Origin of the sequence: Nocardia alni (assembly GCF_019038435.1) — a bacterium.
GTDB classification, from domain to species: Bacteria; Actinomycetota; Actinomycetes; order Mycobacteriales; family Mycobacteriaceae; genus Nocardia; species Nocardia alni.
In genome coordinates this window covers 1-15,524 of sequence record NZ_JAGPOX010000114.1, presented here as the reverse complement: position 1 = coordinate 15,524, position 15,524 = coordinate 1, and the positions used below count along the sequence as shown (strand labels likewise).

At 67.5% G+C, this 15,524-nt stretch carries 17 protein-coding genes; 10 read left to right on the top strand and 7 right to left on the bottom strand.

Translation table 11 applies throughout. The features are described 5' to 3' along the window. Positions 1-190 precede the first annotated feature (190 nt). On the top strand, positions 191-1,486 hold the full coding sequence (locus tag JZ791_RS32560; protein ID WP_216899768.1) for an amidohydrolase family protein: 1,296 nt from the start codon (positions 191-193) through the stop codon (positions 1,484-1,486). Then, entirely contained in the window at positions 1,479-2,018 is a 540-nt protein-coding gene (locus JZ791_RS32555) for a DUF1097 domain-containing protein (protein WP_216899767.1), read from the top strand. The genes JZ791_RS32560 and JZ791_RS32555 overlap by 8 nt, the downstream gene beginning before the upstream one ends. A 93-nt stretch (positions 2,019-2,111) precedes the next feature. Here the strand turns inward: JZ791_RS32555 and JZ791_RS32550 are convergent, their stop codons facing one another. Continuing rightward, positions 2,112-3,008 carry a DMT family transporter gene (locus JZ791_RS32550; RefSeq protein ID WP_216899766.1) on the bottom strand — a complete coding sequence of 299 codons (897 nt, stop codon included), beginning with the start codon at positions 3,006-3,008 and terminating at the stop codon, positions 2,112-2,114. Positions 3,009-3,221: 213 nt separating this feature from the next. Continuing rightward, entirely contained in the window at positions 3,222-3,602 is a 381-nt protein-coding gene (locus JZ791_RS32545; RefSeq protein WP_216899765.1) for a nuclear transport factor 2 family protein, read from the bottom strand. An 87-nt stretch (positions 3,603-3,689) separates the two neighbouring features. Here JZ791_RS32545 and JZ791_RS32540 point away from each other — a divergent pair, with 87 nt between their 5' ends. The 4 genes from JZ791_RS32540 to JZ791_RS46645 all read left to right on the top strand — a co-directional run bounded on the left by JZ791_RS32540 (position 3,690) and on the right by JZ791_RS46645 (position 7,174). Further along, positions 3,690-4,250 carry a TetR/AcrR family transcriptional regulator gene (locus JZ791_RS32540; protein ID WP_216899764.1) on the top strand — a complete coding sequence of 187 codons (561 nt, stop codon included), beginning with the start codon at positions 3,690-3,692 and terminating at the stop codon, positions 4,248-4,250. A 104-nt stretch (positions 4,251-4,354) separates the two neighbouring features. Continuing rightward, positions 4,355-5,122, top strand: a complete 768-nt coding sequence (locus JZ791_RS32535; RefSeq protein WP_216899763.1) for a ParA family protein — start codon at positions 4,355-4,357, stop codon at positions 5,120-5,122. Further along, a complete protein-coding gene (locus JZ791_RS32530) occupies positions 5,122-6,006 on the top strand; it encodes a hypothetical protein (RefSeq protein WP_216899762.1) in 885 nt (294 codons plus the stop codon). The genes JZ791_RS32535 and JZ791_RS32530 overlap by 1 nt, the downstream gene beginning before the upstream one ends. Positions 6,007-6,295: 289 nt before the next feature. Beyond that, the gene (locus tag JZ791_RS46645; protein WP_308163210.1) at positions 6,296-7,174 is read left to right on the top strand and encodes a C40 family peptidase; all 879 of its coding nucleotides are present in this window, start codon (positions 6,296-6,298) and stop codon (positions 7,172-7,174) included. A 7-nt stretch (positions 7,175-7,181) separates the two neighbouring features. Here the strand turns inward: JZ791_RS46645 and JZ791_RS32520 are convergent, their stop codons facing one another. Continuing rightward, the gene (locus JZ791_RS32520) at positions 7,182-8,396 is read right to left on the bottom strand and encodes an amidohydrolase (protein WP_216899781.1); all 1,215 of its coding nucleotides are present in this window, start codon (positions 8,394-8,396) and stop codon (positions 7,182-7,184) included. 345 nt (positions 8,397-8,741) lie between these two features. Between JZ791_RS32520 and JZ791_RS32515 the strand changes: the two genes are divergently transcribed. Then, positions 8,742-9,515 (top strand): acyl-[acyl-carrier-protein] thioesterase, encoded by a 774-nt coding sequence (locus tag JZ791_RS32515; protein ID WP_216899761.1) that lies wholly within the window; start codon positions 8,742-8,744, stop codon positions 9,513-9,515. An 87-nt stretch (positions 9,516-9,602) separates the two neighbouring features. Here JZ791_RS32515 and JZ791_RS32510 read toward each other — a convergent pair whose 3' ends face one another. Next, entirely contained in the window at positions 9,603-11,270 is a 1,668-nt protein-coding gene (locus JZ791_RS32510; protein WP_216899760.1) for an FAD-dependent oxidoreductase, read from the bottom strand. A 249-nt stretch (positions 11,271-11,519) separates the two neighbouring features. Between JZ791_RS32510 and JZ791_RS32505 the strand changes: the two genes are divergently transcribed. Beyond that, positions 11,520-12,011 carry a SixA phosphatase family protein gene (locus JZ791_RS32505; protein WP_216899759.1) on the top strand — a complete coding sequence of 164 codons (492 nt, stop codon included), beginning with the start codon at positions 11,520-11,522 and terminating at the stop codon, positions 12,009-12,011. Positions 12,012-12,037: 26 nt separating this feature from the next. Here the strand turns inward: JZ791_RS32505 and JZ791_RS32500 are convergent, their stop codons facing one another. Further along, on the bottom strand, positions 12,038-12,238 hold the full coding sequence (locus JZ791_RS32500; protein ID WP_216899758.1) for a hypothetical protein: 201 nt from the start codon (positions 12,236-12,238) through the stop codon (positions 12,038-12,040). A 314-nt stretch (positions 12,239-12,552) separates the two neighbouring features. Between JZ791_RS32500 and JZ791_RS32495 the strand changes: the two genes are divergently transcribed. After that, entirely contained in the window at positions 12,553-13,032 is a 480-nt protein-coding gene (locus JZ791_RS32495) for a MerR family transcriptional regulator (RefSeq protein ID WP_216899757.1), read from the top strand. Between the two features lie 15 nt (positions 13,033-13,047). Here JZ791_RS32495 and JZ791_RS32490 read toward each other — a convergent pair whose 3' ends face one another. Beyond that, positions 13,048-14,187, bottom strand: coding sequence for a lytic transglycosylase domain-containing protein (locus tag JZ791_RS32490; protein WP_216899756.1), 1,140 nt, complete (start codon positions 14,185-14,187; stop codon positions 13,048-13,050). After that, complete coding sequence (locus JZ791_RS32485; protein WP_216899755.1) at positions 14,184-14,471, bottom strand: ESX-1 secretion-associated protein; 288 nt, start codon at positions 14,469-14,471, stop codon at positions 14,184-14,186. Before JZ791_RS32485 ends, JZ791_RS32490 begins: the two co-directional genes overlap by 4 nt. 148 nt (positions 14,472-14,619) lie before the next feature. Here JZ791_RS32485 and JZ791_RS32480 point away from each other — a divergent pair. After that, positions 14,620-15,524, top strand: a 905-nt coding sequence (locus JZ791_RS32480) for an NADPH:quinone oxidoreductase family protein (protein ID WP_216899753.1), incomplete at its 3' end; no start/stop codon positions are given.

Below are 15,524 nucleotides of genomic sequence, written 5' to 3'. Positions count from 1 at the left end.
GAGTTGCCCTGTGTCCGGCAGGTTTCGCGCGATGTCGCGAGGAGTCGGCGTATGCCCCCTGTGCTCGTCGTTCGGCAAACATCCGGCCGGTCCTGCGAGGAGTTGGTAACGCCGCCGACAAATATCGCGCGGGCGGCGGAAACACGGCCTTCCTATACAGAGTGTGCTCCTGCTCTTCTCGGAGGTACACATGGCGGATCTGGTTCTGCGCGCCGCACGCATCGCCGACGACATCGACCCGGTCGATATCGTGGTCACCGGCGGCCACATCACGGACATCGGCCCGGCCCAGGCGGTCTCGGGAATCACCGAGATCGACTGTGCCGGTAGGGTTGTCATCCCCGGTCTGGTCGAATCGCATCTGCACGTCGACAAGGCGCTGCTCGACCGCGAGCGGCCGAATCCGGACGGCACCCTGGCCGGTGCGATCGCGGTCACCGGGGAGCTCAAGCGCGGTTTCACCGCCGAATCGGTGCGCGCCCGGGCTCGTCAGGTGCTCGACCTGGCAATCACGAACGGGACCACGGTGATTCGCGCACATCCCGATGTCGATCCGATCGTCGGGCTGCTGGGTGTCGAGGTCCTGCTCGAGCTGCGTGCGGAGTACCGGGATCTGCTCGATCTGCAGATCGTCGCCTTCCCGCAGGAGGGCATCCTGAAGGCCCCGGGCACCCTGGACCTGTTGCGTGAGGCGCTGCGGCGCGGCGCGGACGTGGTCGGTGGCTGCTGCTACAACGAGGCCGACCTGGCCGACTGTCATCGGCACATCGAGCTGGTCTTCGAGCTGGCGGCCGAATTCGGCGTGCCGATCGACATCCACGCGGACTTCGCCGACGACGCCGCCGACCCGCGGTTCGCGCTGGCCGACCGGGTCGCCGAGGTCACCGAGCGCACCGGCATGTCGGGGCGAGTCACGCTGGGGCACATGACATCCCTGTCGGGGCGGCCCCCGGCCGAGCGCCGGGCCACCATGGCGCGCCTGGCAGCGGCGGGCGTGGCCGTGGTGCCGTTACCCGCGACCGATATGCATCTGGGTGGTCGCGCCGACCCGATCGCCGTGCGCCGCGGCATCGCACCGGTCCGCGAGCTGTGGGAGGCCGGCGTGCTGACCGCGGTCTCCTCCAACAATGTGCGAAACGCGTTCACGCCCTACGGCAATGCCGATCTGCTCGATATCGGGCTCTTTCTGGCACAGACCGCGCACCTGTCGGGTGAGGCGGATATGGCCCGGCTGCTGGCCATGGTCACCGAGGTCCCGGCGCGCATCGTCGGGATCGGCGACCGGTACGGCCTGCGGGTGGGCGCGGCGGCCGACCTGGTGGTGCTGTCCACCCATCGGGTCGCCGACGCGCTGCTGGATCGGCCGGACCGCTGCTACGTGCTCAAGCGCGGCCGGGTGGTGGCCCGCACCACCCGAACGCGAGAACTGCTGCGCCCCACTATTTCCCCTGTACATCCCGATTCCGGAGTTCTGTCCCATGCGTGACCGCGTCCCCCACGAGATCGTGGCCTCCCTGCTGGCCGGCCTGACCGCCTTCATCGGCGGCACCGCCCTGAACCTGCCGCCCTGGGCGATCTTCATCGGCTGGGCGGGCACCTTCCTGGCCGGTGGGCCGTCCCTGCCGGTGGCCCGCAAGCTGTGGGCCGCCATGCCCGCCGGATCCACCTTCGCCATGCTCATCGTGCTGGTCGATCAGCACGTCGGCACGGCCTTCGGGCATTCGCGGTTCGCGCAGGACGCGGTGCTGGCGCTGATCATCCTGGTGGTCAACAGCGCGCTGATGTATACGGGCCGGATCGGTATGTTCTCGCTGATCCCGGGGATGTTCTTCGGCTTCGCCTCCTATTTCGCCACCTACTTCGGCGGATTCGGGTTCGACAAGGGCAATCTGCTCGCCGCCTGGGTGTCGGTGGTCGTGATGAACTTCCTCGGCCCCGTCTTCGCCTACCTGTCGACCAAGCTCGCCTTCCCCCGGCCGGTGGTCGTCGAGCCGCAAGTCGTCGCCGAACCGGCGTGACCCGAGTGTTTCCCGAGCCGTGCCGGCGGCCGGGGATCACGGTGGCCGCCGAGATGATCATCGAGATCGTCTCGGCGGCAACCGATTATTCGATCATCGGCGATTGCTCACAACCAGGGCGAGGATCAGCAGTGCGCCGCCGCACCACCCCGCGAGGGTGAGCCGATCACCGAGTACGAACGCGGACAGCAGTGCGGCGGTCAGCGGCTCCAGTAACGCTGCGATCGCCGCGAAAATCGGTGCTGCGGTGCGTAGTCCCCTGAAGTACGCGGTGTAGGCGATGGCGGTGGGCACGCTGCCCAGGTAGGCCGCCGTGGCCACCGTGTCGGGTCGCAGCGGCAGGGCCATGCCGTAGGCCAAGGCCGCTGGGGTGAGCAGCAGGCCGCCCGTGAGCATGCCGAATGCGGTGGTGCGCAACGGATCCAGACCCTCCACGGGGGTGGGGGTGAGCAGTGTCAGGATCGCGAAACCCACAGCGGCCAGCAGTGCGAAACCGACACCGGCGGCCAGACGCCAGCCGGTCGCGGCGCCGCCCGGTGACCAGGTGAGCAGCGCCAAGCCGGTCACGGCGGCCGCGATCGCCGCGAGCGTCGCCCCGTCCGGCCGCTGGTGGGTGCGTATCGCCGAACCGAGGGCGACGAAGACGGGCAGCGTCCCGATCGTCACCATGGTGGCGATGCTAACCGAAATATACTGCACCGCAATGAAATAGGCTCCCTGAAAGGAGCCGAGCAGCGCGCCGGTGAGCGCTATGCGGCGCACCGCGGCGCGGCTTCGCGGCAGCCCGCGTAGCCCACCGGAGAGACCGAGCAGCGCGATCGCGATCGCGCCGCCGAGCAGCAGCCGGTAGGCGGCGACGGACAGTGGTTGCAGATGTGCTTGCCGGGCGAGTAGGGAACCCGATAAACCTCCTGTGCCCCAAAGGATTCCGGCAATGATGAGAGTAACGGCGGATCGATCGCGCGCGGGCGCGACGACGTCGACGGACATATGTGTTGTGCTCCTGCGTCGAGGAAAAAGGACATACGACGACGCGGGGTGTACGAGTGCTACCGATGCGCGTACCGCGAACAGGTATCAATGACCGACCGGGGAGCTGTCGCTACCCGGCCGCTGAGCCACCCCGCTCAGAAGGCAGGAGGCGGGGTGATGGTGAAGATTCGGTGCACGCAGCCACTGTACCCGCCGGTGGCGGGGAGCAGATCAGACGAAGAAGGCGTTCATGCCGGGGAGGTCGGACAGGTAGGTCTCGATCTCGGCGATCTTGCCCTCGCGCAGACGGCAGACCGTGGACAGGTACTCGTCCAGCACCACATCGCCGCGGCGGGCCGTGTTGTGCAGCGACAGGGCCATGTTCTCCCGGCTGACCAGGATGTGCAGCAGGTCGAAGTTCAGGCCGTACCCGGCGATCGTGCGGGCGCGCTCGACCACGGCGTCCCCGCCGACGGCGACGCCCGAGATCGCGTTGTCGCCCGGCAGGGTCCACGTGGCGTCGTCGTGCAGCAGGGAGCGGATTCCCGCCCAGTCGCCGGTGGACAGGGCGGCGTGGAACCGGGTGCCGAGGGTACGGGCGGTGTCGGTCATCGTATCTCCTAAAGCAAAGATGTTGGCTTTAGTGACCGTACGGCAGGTCTGCGATTAACGCAAACATCTTTGCTTTAGTATGGGGAGATGGACCCCGAGCCCCCCACCCGGCGCCCGGGCGGCCGCAGCGCCCGGGTGCGAGACGCCGTGCATCGGGCGACGACGGATCTCGTGGCCAAGTGCGGTCCCGCCAACGTGACGGTTCCGGCCATCGCCGCTCGTGCCGGGGTCACCGCGAGCACGATCTACCGCCGGTGGGGCGGCCTGCCCGAGCTGCTGGCCGATATCGACGCGCGGCGCTCCGAGGCGGCGCCCGAGTGTGTCGATGATCTGCGGGAGGATCTGGCCGCGCATGCGGCCTGGACGCTCGAGGATCTGAGCAGGCCCGGCGGCATCGCCTTCTTCCGTGCCGAGGTGGCCGCCGACATCGACGAGCGCCGGGCCGTGATGCGGGAATGTCTGCGCCGGGTGAGCGATCGATTCGAGCCGATGCTTGCGGCCGCGCGCGACCGCGGTGAGCCAGCGCCGTCGCTCGACGCCGTGCTGGACCGGATCGTCGCGCCGCTGTACTTCCGGGTGGTGTTCTCGATTCCCGGCACCGACGAGCAATACGCGCGCGGGCTCGCGGACGCACTTCTCGACGACTGATCGGCTGTGTCCAATTGGACACGCCGAGCAAATCGGACGATTCGGAGTCTCGCAATGTAAAACTGACCGCGCACAGTTTTTCTCCTACTGCTGGAGGACCGTCCATGACGAATTCTGTTGCCGAATTGGATCTACCCGAGCCCCTGGTGGTGACACTGGGAAATCTCAAGGGCGGGGTCGGGAAGACCACGTCCGCCTTCTTTCTCGCGGGCTATTTCTCGCAGGTGCACAGCCTGCGGGTGCTGGTGATCGATGCCGACCCGCTGAGCCAGACCGGGTACTCCTGGTATCGGCGCCTCACCAAGGGTGAAGTGGAAATGCCGTTCACGCTCATCGCATTCCCGTCCCGGCACGTCGGCGACTGTATCGCCGATAATTCCGCGGACTACGACGTGGTGATCGTGGACGCCGGCGGTGAATCGGCGGATATCTTCAAGGCCGCCATTCCGTCGACCGATGAGCTGGTGCTGTTGACGAGCGTGAGTCCCTCGGAGGTGAAACGAGTGCCGAGCACATATCGGGCCGCCGAGGAGGCGGCCGTGGACGCGGCTCGGGAAATCCGGGTCCGTGTCCTGATGACGAAGGTTCCGGTGACCATGAAAAATGGTGTCAACGTCTCGACCGAATATCGCACGCAGCGGGCACATCTGGAAAATGCGGATTACGACGTGTTCAAATCCTATGTGAGCGCCTGGAAATGGTATCGAGAGGCCGCCGATGGGGAAGTCGGCGAAGGCGCGGAGAATCCGCTGCTGGATCTCGGTGAATACCGTCAGGTGGGCGACGAGTTGGTCGCTCCCTATCGCGCCGCGGCGCGCCTGCCCATTCCGCCGGTTTCACCGGCCCGCCAACCCCAGGAGGTGCCCGCCTGATGCCTCCGCAACGCAGGAAATCCATGATCGGCGGTACGGCGCAGTCCGTGCTCGCCAATCCGCTGGCCGATTCCGCCGAACATACGCCCGCGGTCTCGCCACTGCGTGACGCCGAATGGAAACGCTCGGCCGACGGCTCCGGCAACACCCTGACGGTCGTGCCCGCCGCGATATCCGAAGCCATGGTGCGGGATATCGATCTCGGCCCGAACGTGCTGACGATGCCGCTGCCCGCCGCGGGTGACGGCCCGCTCAGTGAGGGCGAGCAGACCCAGCTGTCGGCGTGCGAATCCTCGATCGGGACGCTGCGCATCGCGTTCTGGGCTGCCGGGCGCGCGCTGCAGATCGTGCGCGACGGACGCCTCTACCGTAGCGCCTACGCGAGTTTCGACGATTATGTCGAACAGCGCTGGGATATGCAGCGTTCCTACGCGCACAAGCTGATTCGCGCCTGGCCGCTGGCGGCCCGGCTGCACCCGATGGCGCCGGGCATCAACGAGGGCCAGATCCGCGAATTGCTGCCGGTGGCGGCCGAACACGGCGAGGACGCGGCCGTCACCGTCTACGCCACGCTCGCGGCGGGTGATCTGAAGGTCACCGCCGGTAAACTCCGCGAGGCGGTCGCGGTGCTGGCGCACGAGGGCGATCGGCCCGAATTCGACAGCGAGCAGACGGTACGGCGGTTGCAGTCCTGGCTGCGCGGCGAATTGGCGGACGGCACATCCGAGCGCCCCGCCGATCTGTTCAGCACCGCCGAATCGCGACTGAACGCGCTGACCCGCCGGATCGTCAAGGGGTCCGGCGGCGACCCGGCGGCGGCCCGGGAGTTCGCGGCGAAATTGCGCGGCCTGGCCGAGCAGATCGAGCAGCAGATCAGCGCCTGAATTCCTTTTTCGAAATGCCCCGCAATGCGAACAATGCATTGCGGGGCATTTCTTCGATATAGACCGTTATCCTATTATTTACCGTCTCGTTATCGATAAAAGGTGTGTTTCTTCCTTTAATTTGCCCTATCGACGGGAATTATTGCCCCTCGGATCCGCTCGACTGGAACGCTCCACCGTGATGTTTTTCGAATCTTTTCGAGGAGCTCGACGGGAGTCACCCGCGCCACAGGACGCGGCGTCGCACGGCCCCGATCGACCCTCGGCGCGAGGATCGGAGGACCGCAACATGAGCGCAGGAACAGACGACGTCCGATATATCCGCTATCTGCGGCGGGTGCTGTGGTTCGCACTGGCAGTCGGTGCGGCCACGGTCGGCGCGGTCGGTGCCATATTGTTGACCACCGGCCAGGCATCGGCTCAGCCGCTGCCGGTTCCGGGGGTAGGCGTGATCGAAGTTCCGAACGGTATTCAGATTCCGACTGCGGTGACGGATTCTCTCCGTTCGATTACCGCCGCGCCGACACCGGCCGTAGGGAATGCGGCGAATACGCCGCGCATCGAGCCCGCCGCGCCGGCTGCCGCCGCGCCGGAATTCTCCGTCCCGGGGGTGGTCCGACAATTGGAATCCGCCATTCCGGGAATCGACTTGCACAGTCTGTTCGCGGTTCCGGAAATGCGGTCGATGATTCCGCTGGCTCCGCAGTCGATGGCTCCGGCGCCCTACCCCGAGGCGATGACGGTCACCCCGCCGCCCGCACAGTCCCTGGCGCCGCACATTCTGACACCGCATGCCATGGCTCCGCACGCCATGACCCCGCACAAGACCAAAGGCGAGAGGGCCGTGGAAGCCGCACGCTCCAAGCTCGGCTCCGGCTACCGCTACGGTTCCGCGGGACCCGACGCTTTCGACTGCTCCGGTCTGGTGAAGTGGTCCTACGCGCAGGCGGGTGTCGATCTGCCGCGCACCAGCTACGAACAGCTGAACTCCGGCACCCCGGTCCCGCTGAACGATCTGCAGCCGGGAGACCTGGTGTCCTACAACGGCGGCAGCCACTCGGCGATCTACGCCGGCGGGGGCAGGATCATCCACGCCGGCACCGAAAGCACCGGCGTGACGACGGCGCCACTCGACGAGATGTCGATCACCGGCGCCCGGAGGTTCTGACGATGACTCAGCCGGCGGTGAGTTCGGTACGGGCCGCGACGACCATCGCGTTGATCGCCGGGGGCAGGGTCTGCTCCGGGTCGGGCGCGAACCGCGGAGAGTGGTTGGACGCGGCCCAGGCGGGCTGCACCTGCTCCTCGAACAGGCGAACCCAATCGTCCGGGGCGTACCGCTCGGCGGCGAATCCGCCGATGTGCCAGAAGACCGACGCACAGCCCGCGGCCGTGCCGAACAGGCCGAAGTCCTCGCTACCGGTGACCGGGTTCGGCAGCGGCACGGCGGGGAAGCCGTGCTGGACGAACGTCGCCAGCAGCCGATCGGTATCCGGTGCGGTGTTGACCGTCAACGGGAAGCTGTCGAATATCTCGACCACCGGATCCTGCCGCGCGCCCGCCGATTTCGCCTCCGCCTCGGCCATCCGGCGAATCCCCGCGAGGATGGTCTCGCGCGAGCCGGGCGTGAAGGTCCGCAGGCTCAGCTGCAATTCGGCCTCGTCGGCGATGATGTTCGCGCGGGTGCCGACGTGCAGCGACCCGGGTGTCAGCACGGGTGGGGCGGGCAGCGAGCTGTGCTGTGCTGACAGTTCCTGCAGCCGCAGCACCAGCGAGGCGGCCATGGTCAGCGGGTTCACCGCGGCATGCGGCATCGAGGCGTGCCCGCCGGCGCCGATCAGCCGCACCCGGATCGAATCCGCCGCCGCCATCAGCGGACCGCCGCGGCTGATGATCACCCCGGCCGGAAGCGGGGCGACGTGCTGCCCCAACACGATCCGCGGCCGCGGGAACCGCTCGAGTATGCCGTCGGCGAGCATGCCCTGCGCGCCCGCGCCGGCCTCCTCGGCGGGCTGGAACACCGCGACGACCGTGCCCGGCGGTCCTGGTTCGGCGGACAGCCGCGCACAGGCGCCCAGTAGCGCGGTGACGTGGACGTCGTGCCCGCAGGCGTGCATGACGCCCGGATTCCGGGAGGCGTAGTCCAGGCCGGTCTCCTCCTGCACCGGCAGCGCGTCCAAATCCGCGCGCAACCAGATCACCGGGCCCGGGCCGCCGCCCAGCACGCCGACCACGCCGGTTCCCCCGACGCCCTCGGTGACCTCCCAGCCTGGCATCGCCCGCAACTCGTCCGCGACCAGCCGCGCGGTGTCGAATTCGGCGCCCGAGAGTTCGGGGTGCGCGTGCAGGTGCCGATAGAACGTCAGCCAGTGCTCGTCCGCGGCGGGCATCGCCGTCAGTCCGGCCAGCCCGGCATTGACGACATCCTGGATATCGGCGGAGGTCATCGGCGACTCCTGAAGTCTGCGGGTATTCGGTGCGTCCCGTCCGTCCTACATTGGCATATCGAACGATGCCCGCGATCGGGCACGGTGTGCAACCGGCGGCATGTGAACATACGCCGCGGCCCGAGTCCGCGGCGGCTGCGCTGTGTCGCGGCCACCGCGGAGCAAACCGCACGCCGTTGTGTATGGGGACAGGAACTCCGCGTAACGCTTGGACGTGCACACCGTAAAGTCATGTGACAAGCAGCACCGCACGAGAACGCGGCACACCGTGCAGCGCGAGGAGTACCAGTGTCACTCGATGAGTCACTCGTCCCGAGCCCCCAGGAGGGCATCGGCTTCGCCACCGCGTGGCCCGTCCGGGCCGGCGATGTGGATCCGTACAACCGTCTTCGGCTCGATGCCGTGGCTCGCTACCTACAGGACATCGCCTGGGAGGAGATGCAGAGCACCTTCTTCCATCGCACCGATCCGGTCTGGGTGGTCCGGCGCACGGTCATCGACGTGGTGCGGCCGATCCTGTGGCCGGACCGGGTGGAGTTGCGGCGGTGGTGTTCGGCGATGTCGACCCGCTGGACGAATATGCGGGTGCGGATCACCAGCGAGCGCGGCGGCCTGATCGAGACCGAGGGTTTCTGGATCAACCTCAACGAATCGACCAATATGCCGACCCGGATCAGCGAAGCGGGCCTGGCCTACCTGGCCGAGACCACCGACGAGACGCGCCTGCGCTGGCGCCCCTGGCTGACCGACGCCGTTCCGCCGGAATCGGACACCGATCTGCCGTTTCCGGTGCGTGCCACCGACATCGACCAGTACAACCACGTCAACAACGCCATGTACTGGCAGGCCGTGGAGCACTACCTGATCGACCACCCCAAGCTCGTCGTCGGACCGCACCGCGCGGTCATCGAGTACATCGCCCCGGTGCTGGCCCGCCAGCACATCAGCGTGCGCAGCCGCTTCGAATCCGGCGACCGCAGCGGCGATCCCGCGCTGCGGCTGTGGTTCGCGGTCGGCGGCGACACCACGACGGCGGTACGCATCGGCCCCCTGCCGAACTGAGATCGGCGAGCACCCTCGCACCGGTGGCCCGCAGACGCCGAATGGCGCAGCCGGACAGGTGATCCGGCTGCGCCATTCGGATGACTTCTATCCGCGTGCGGCCTTGAGCAGGTCTTCGCGGGAGGTGAGCTTGACGCGGGGGCGTCCACCGGACTTGCCCGCGCCGCGCTCGGCGGCGTCGATTGCCTTCCAGCCCGCCCGGTCGACCAGATCCGGTTGCCGCCCGGCCAGAAGGGATTTCAGCGCTGCTCGGTCGCCCTGCGGGGCCTGGAGCTTGCCCGAGGTGAAGTCGGCGAGCAGTTGTTCCACGGTTTCGGTGGCATCGACCCGGTTGGAGCCGATGACGCCGCGGGGACCGCGTTTGATCCAGCCCGAGACGTAGATTCCGGGCAGGTGGGAGCCGTCGGCGACGACCCGGCCGTGCTCGTTCGGGACGGTGCCGCTGCGCTGGTCGAAGGGCAGATCCCCGACCGGCTGGCCGCGGTAGCCGATGGAGCGCAGCACCAGCGAGGCGGACAGGGTTGCGGTTTCGCCGGAGGCCCGGGCCACCAGGACGCCGTTCTCGGAGACCAGTTCATTGTGCGCGAACGTGATCGCCTCGACGTGGTTGTCGCCGGTGATCGCGGTCGGCGAGGCCAGGTAGCGGAAGACGATGCGCTTGTTCGCCGGATCCGGGCTCTCGGCGGCGTATTCCCTCGCCAGCTCGTATTTCAGCTTCTGCGAGGGCTCGATGTCCGAATCATTCAGCAGCGCAAGGCTTTCCGGATCCAGCTCCAGCTCGGCCGAATCGATGACGACGTCGACGCCCTTCAGGTGGCCCAGCGCCAGGAACTCCGAGGAGGTGTACGCCGCCTGCAGCGGGCCGCGTCGTCCCAGCACGACCACCTCGCGGATGTTGCTCTGGCGCAACGCGTCCAGGGCGTGGTCGGCGATATCGGTCTTGGCCAGCTCCTCCGGTGGCAGGGTCAGCACGCGCGCCACGTCCAGGGCGACATTGCCGTTGCCGACGATGACCGCGCGCTCACCCGACAGATCGAAGGTCCGGTCGGCGTAGTCCGGGTGCCCGTTGTACCAGGCCACGAACTCGGTCGCGGAATGACTGCCGGGCAGATCCTCGCCCGGCACATCCAGCCGCCGGTCGGTGGAGGCGCCGACCGCGTAGATCACCGCGTGGTGGTGGGCCACCAGCTCCTCGTGCGAAATATGCTTCCCCACCTCGACGTTGAGGTGGTATTGCAGGGTTTCGCGGCGGAACGCGCTCTCGAACATGCTCGAGACGTTCTTGGTGCCCGGATGGTCGGGTGCGACGCCGGCGCGGACCAGACCGTACGGGGTCGGGAGCCGGTCGAACATCTCCACCTCGACATCGGCCCTGCGCAGCAGCTCGTCGGCCGCGTAACAGGCCGCCGGGCCCGCGCCGACGATCGCGACGCGCAGGGTGCCCAGATCCTTCGATGGGCGCGCGGGCGTCACCAGTGGATCGAAATTCGACTCCAGCGGATGACGCTTGAAATACGCTGCGTTGATGTCACTGAAGCGCGCCAGGGAGGCCAGTAGATCGTCCTCGGAGAAGATGGCGTCCACCGGGCAGGCATCCACACAGGCACCGCAGTCGATACAGGTGTCGGGGTCGATGTAGAGCTGCTCGGTCGTCGCGAACTCGGGTTGCTCCGGAGTCGGGCGAATGCAGTCGACCGGGCACTCGGGTACGCAGCTGGCGTCATTGCAACAGCGCTGCGTGATCACATAGGCCATATCTCGCAGATCCTCGAAACAATCATGGGCTGTACCCCGACCGGGGTTCGGTGGGGCATGCGTCACACCCCGTACCGGCTATTGCCGGTGGGCAAGCGATGTGACGCCACCTTCAGTGTGCCTCGAGCGTGATCGCGATCTCTCATCAGGCGGCTCACAGACACCTTCGGCGCCGGGCGAACCACGCGAGCCGGGCGCGGACGGCGGGTTCGGACCAGCCTGTCGTCCAGGGCGGATTACGGTTGTCCCATGGTGCGCACCTTGATCCTGATGCGACACGGCAAGTCCGACTATCCCGAACGGGTCGTCGATCACGAACGGCCGCTCGCGGCGCGCGGGCGACGCGAGGCCGGGCTGGCGGGGGACTGGTTGCGCGCGACGCAGCCACAGATCGATGCGGTGTGCTGTTCGACCGCCGTGCGGACCCGGCAGACCCTGGACCGGACCGGTATCACCGCGCCCGTGGAGTTCTCTCAGTCGATCTACGAGGCCGCACCGCGCGCGCTCGTCGAGCTGGTCCAGCTCACCGCCGACGAGGTGCGGACGCTGCTGATGGTCGGCCATGCGCCCGGGATGCCGTGGACGGCCCTGGAACTGGCCGCCAACCGCGACAGCGCGGCCGCGGTCGAGCTGGGTCGCAAATTCCCCACCTCGGCGCTGGCCGTGCTCGAATTCGACCGGCCGTGGGCGCGGGTGGACGCGGGAACGGGCGAGCTGGTGCGTTTCCACGTGCCGCGCTGACGGCGTGGTTCAGGACGCGATTCGCCTCAGTGAATGATCCTGCCGCGGACGACGACGACCACGCCGAACACGATCAGCAGCACCAGGGCCACGAACCAGTTGGTCAACCACCAGGCCAGGCCCAGGATCACGACCACCGGCAGCAGTGCGATGGCGGCGATGACCGGGCTTTCTCTGACCGTCTCCAGGGCCGAGCGGGCCCTGGTCCGGTCGATATTTTTGGACATGGGTCCAGCGTAGGCTTGTCCGCCTCGCTCGTCCGCCTCGCTCGTCCGCCTCTCCGCGTCTTCAGCGCGTGGGTGAGGGCCGTTGACTGTCGTGCATGCGTGCCGGCGGTTGGCGGCCGATCCGATTTTGGACGTACCCGGCAGCTTGCCGCTGTCTCGACCGCAGTGGTTCCGCTGGCTCGTTCGCATGTTCGCCGGGCTACCCGGATAGTCCTCGACGGCATGGCCGGGCGCACGATCGCGAGCGGATTACTGTAGTTCGAGTCCGCTCCAAGCGGCTACGGTGGTGGGGTCGAGGCAGAAGGGTGGCAGGCATGGGCGCGGCGACGTGGGACCGAATCACCGATAACGGCAAACCCGACTACGAGCATCCTCGCTATTCGATCGGCGAGGTTTCCGAGCGGTCCGGTCTGACCCGCGACACGCTGCGCTGGTACGAACGGATCGGCCTGCTGACCTCGGTCGGCCGCGACCACACCGGCAAGCGCCGCTTCACCGACCGCGACCTGGACTGGCTGGCCCTGATCGGCAGGCTGCGCTGCACCGGAATGTCGGTGGCCGACATGATCCGCTATGCCGAACTCGTGCGCGCCGGGGAATCCACCTACCCGCAGCGCCTCGAGATGTTCCAGCGCACCCGCGCCGACGTGCTGGCCCAAATCGATGAGCTGAATCAGACCCTGGCGGTGCTGGACCGCAAGATCGCGCTGTACGGGACCAAACCGGAGCAGGAAGTCCCCGGTGACTGCACGGTCGCCGCGCAGCGGACGGAACGGGATATGGCGCCGCTGTAGCGGCGCCCGCCCGGTTCAGTAGCCCACGTAGCTGCCGTTGTTGGATACGGCGACCACGCCGGGGACCTGGTTCAGGCTGCCGTATCTCCCGATCGAGTAGCGGCAGCCGGCCACGATGTTGTCGACCGGATTCCAGATGTCGCTGTGGCCGGGCGCGGCCCACTGGTTGAAGGTGCTGTCGATGCACTGCATCAGGCCCTTCGAGGGGTGCCCGGCGGCCGCGTTGCTGTCCCAGTTGTTGATCGCGTTCGGGTCGCCGCCCGATTCGTGTTCGATGATCGTCGCGATGGCGGCGTCGTTGATCTGATCGGGTGGATACCCCATCGAGATCAGGACCTGCTTGGCCTGCGCGATCCACTGCGCGACATTGCCCGACGGCTTGCTCAGCGGTGCGTCGCTGCCGAAGGACATGTGCGAGCCGCCACCGCCACCGTAGGAACTCCCTCCGCCACCGCCGTGGGAGGTGTAGCTCGCCGCGTGGTAGGGCGTCGAATTCGTCGAGGACGGGGCGCTCACCGCGGTCGGCGCGACGGGTGCGGGTGCGGGTGCGGCGGCCGCCCCGGCGCCCGTGGCGGGATCGCCCAGCGCGGCGTATGCGCTGTCCACCGTGCCCTTGGCCGTATTCACCGCCGAGACCGCTTGTTCGGCAACGCCTTCGGCATCCTTGAGGGCCTGCACGATATCGGCCTGGCAGCGGGCGGCGTCGGCCCGGATCTGGGTGGTCTGCGCGGTTATCTCGGCGTCGGTCAGCTTGCCCCGGTGCTGGTTCAGCCAGTCCACGCGCTTCTGCGGGTCGACGGTGCCGTCCGGGGCGACGTCGAAGGCGGGCATCGTGCTGGGCGCGGGGACGTGCAGGGCGTTGTCGCGCATCTGCAACACCTTGGTCTTGGCCCTGCCGAGGTTGTCCACCTGCTGTGTGAACGCCTTCTGCAGCCCCATCAGTGCCTGACTGACCGCCGAGGCGCGTGTCTTCTCCAGGTCCATGCGGGTCTTGGCCGCGGTGGCGGCGTTGCCCTTCCAGTCCACCGATTCGATCTTGGTGGTGCTGTCTTTCACGGTCTGGTCCAGGCCGGTGTAGAGCTTGCCGATCGCGGCGCTCGCGGTGGTCAGCTCATCCGGTTTCCAGTTCTGCACATCGGGAATCGTGAGAGTCATCCGTGCAGCCCGATCTTCGTCAGGTCGTCGCTGAATTGCTGGTCGGTCATCTCCAGCGAGGTGCTGACCTTCTCGACGCTGTCGGCCAGGGTGGTCAGCCGGTCGCCGATGCGCTTCATGGCGTTGTCGACCGAGGTCTTGGCCTGCGTGCAGGTATCGCTCCACGGTGTGCCCGGCAGCGCCCCGATCGCGTCGCCGATGCCGGATTGGAGTGTGCCGATCGAACCGGCCTCGTCGCGAAGATCACCGACGAAGGTCTTCAACGCCGTGGTGTCGACGTTCATAGTTGGTTCCGGAGCCAAGACGTCCCCCTCTTGTACAAACGAGTTCACAGCTCGAGTGGCCAAAGCGTAGCAAAACCCGCGCCCCGGGACAGCCCCGTCCGCGAACGGATTACGGTGATCTACCAGGGGCCCTAGATTGGAGTCGTATATGCGTGCAGCCCAGGTGAGCAAGCTCGAAGGTCCGCAATCCATCGAGGTCGTCGAGATTCCGGAGCCGCGTGCGGCCGCCGACAGTGTGCTGATCGACGTGCACGCGGCAGGGGTCGCCTTCCCGGACGTGCTGATGACCCAGGGGCTGTATCAGATCAAGCCCGAACTGCCGTTCGTGGTGGGCGGCGAGATCGCCGGTGTGGTGCGTTCGGCGCCCGAGGGCGCGCATGTGCGGGCCGGTGATCGGGTGGTCGCGCTGACCATGCTGGGCAACGCCATGGCCGAGGTCGCGGCGGTGCCCGCCGAGATGGTGTTCCCGTTGCCGGACAACGTCTCTCTCGAGGCCGGGGCCGGGATCCTGTTCAACGATCTGACCGTGCATTTCTGCCTGCGCAACCGGGGCAGGCTGGCCAAGGGCGAGTCGGTGCTGGTACACGGCGCCGCCGGTGGCATCGGCACCTCGACGCTGCGGATGGCCGCGGCCCTGGGCGCGAGCCGGGTGGTCGCGGTGGTCAGCACGCCGGAGAAGGCCGAGGTGGCGCGGGCCAACGGCGCGACCGACGTGGTCCTGACCGACGGCTGGGCGGCCGCGGTGAAGGAGCTGACCGGCGGTCGCGGCGTCGACATCGTGCTGGATCCGGTCGGCGGCGACCGGTTTACCGACAGCATCCGCTCACTCGCGCCCGGCGGGCGGTTGCTGGTGGTCGGTTTCACCGGCGGGGACATCCCGACCGTGAAGGTGAATCGCCTGCTGCTCAACAACGTCGACGTGGTCGGCGCGGGCTGGGGCGCGTGGGTGCTGAGCCATCCCGGTTACCCTGTCTCTAATACACATCTAAAAAAAAAGAGTGCAGTTGGATTAATTACGAATAAATGTTCTTCAGGGTCTTTTAGGGTGGTACA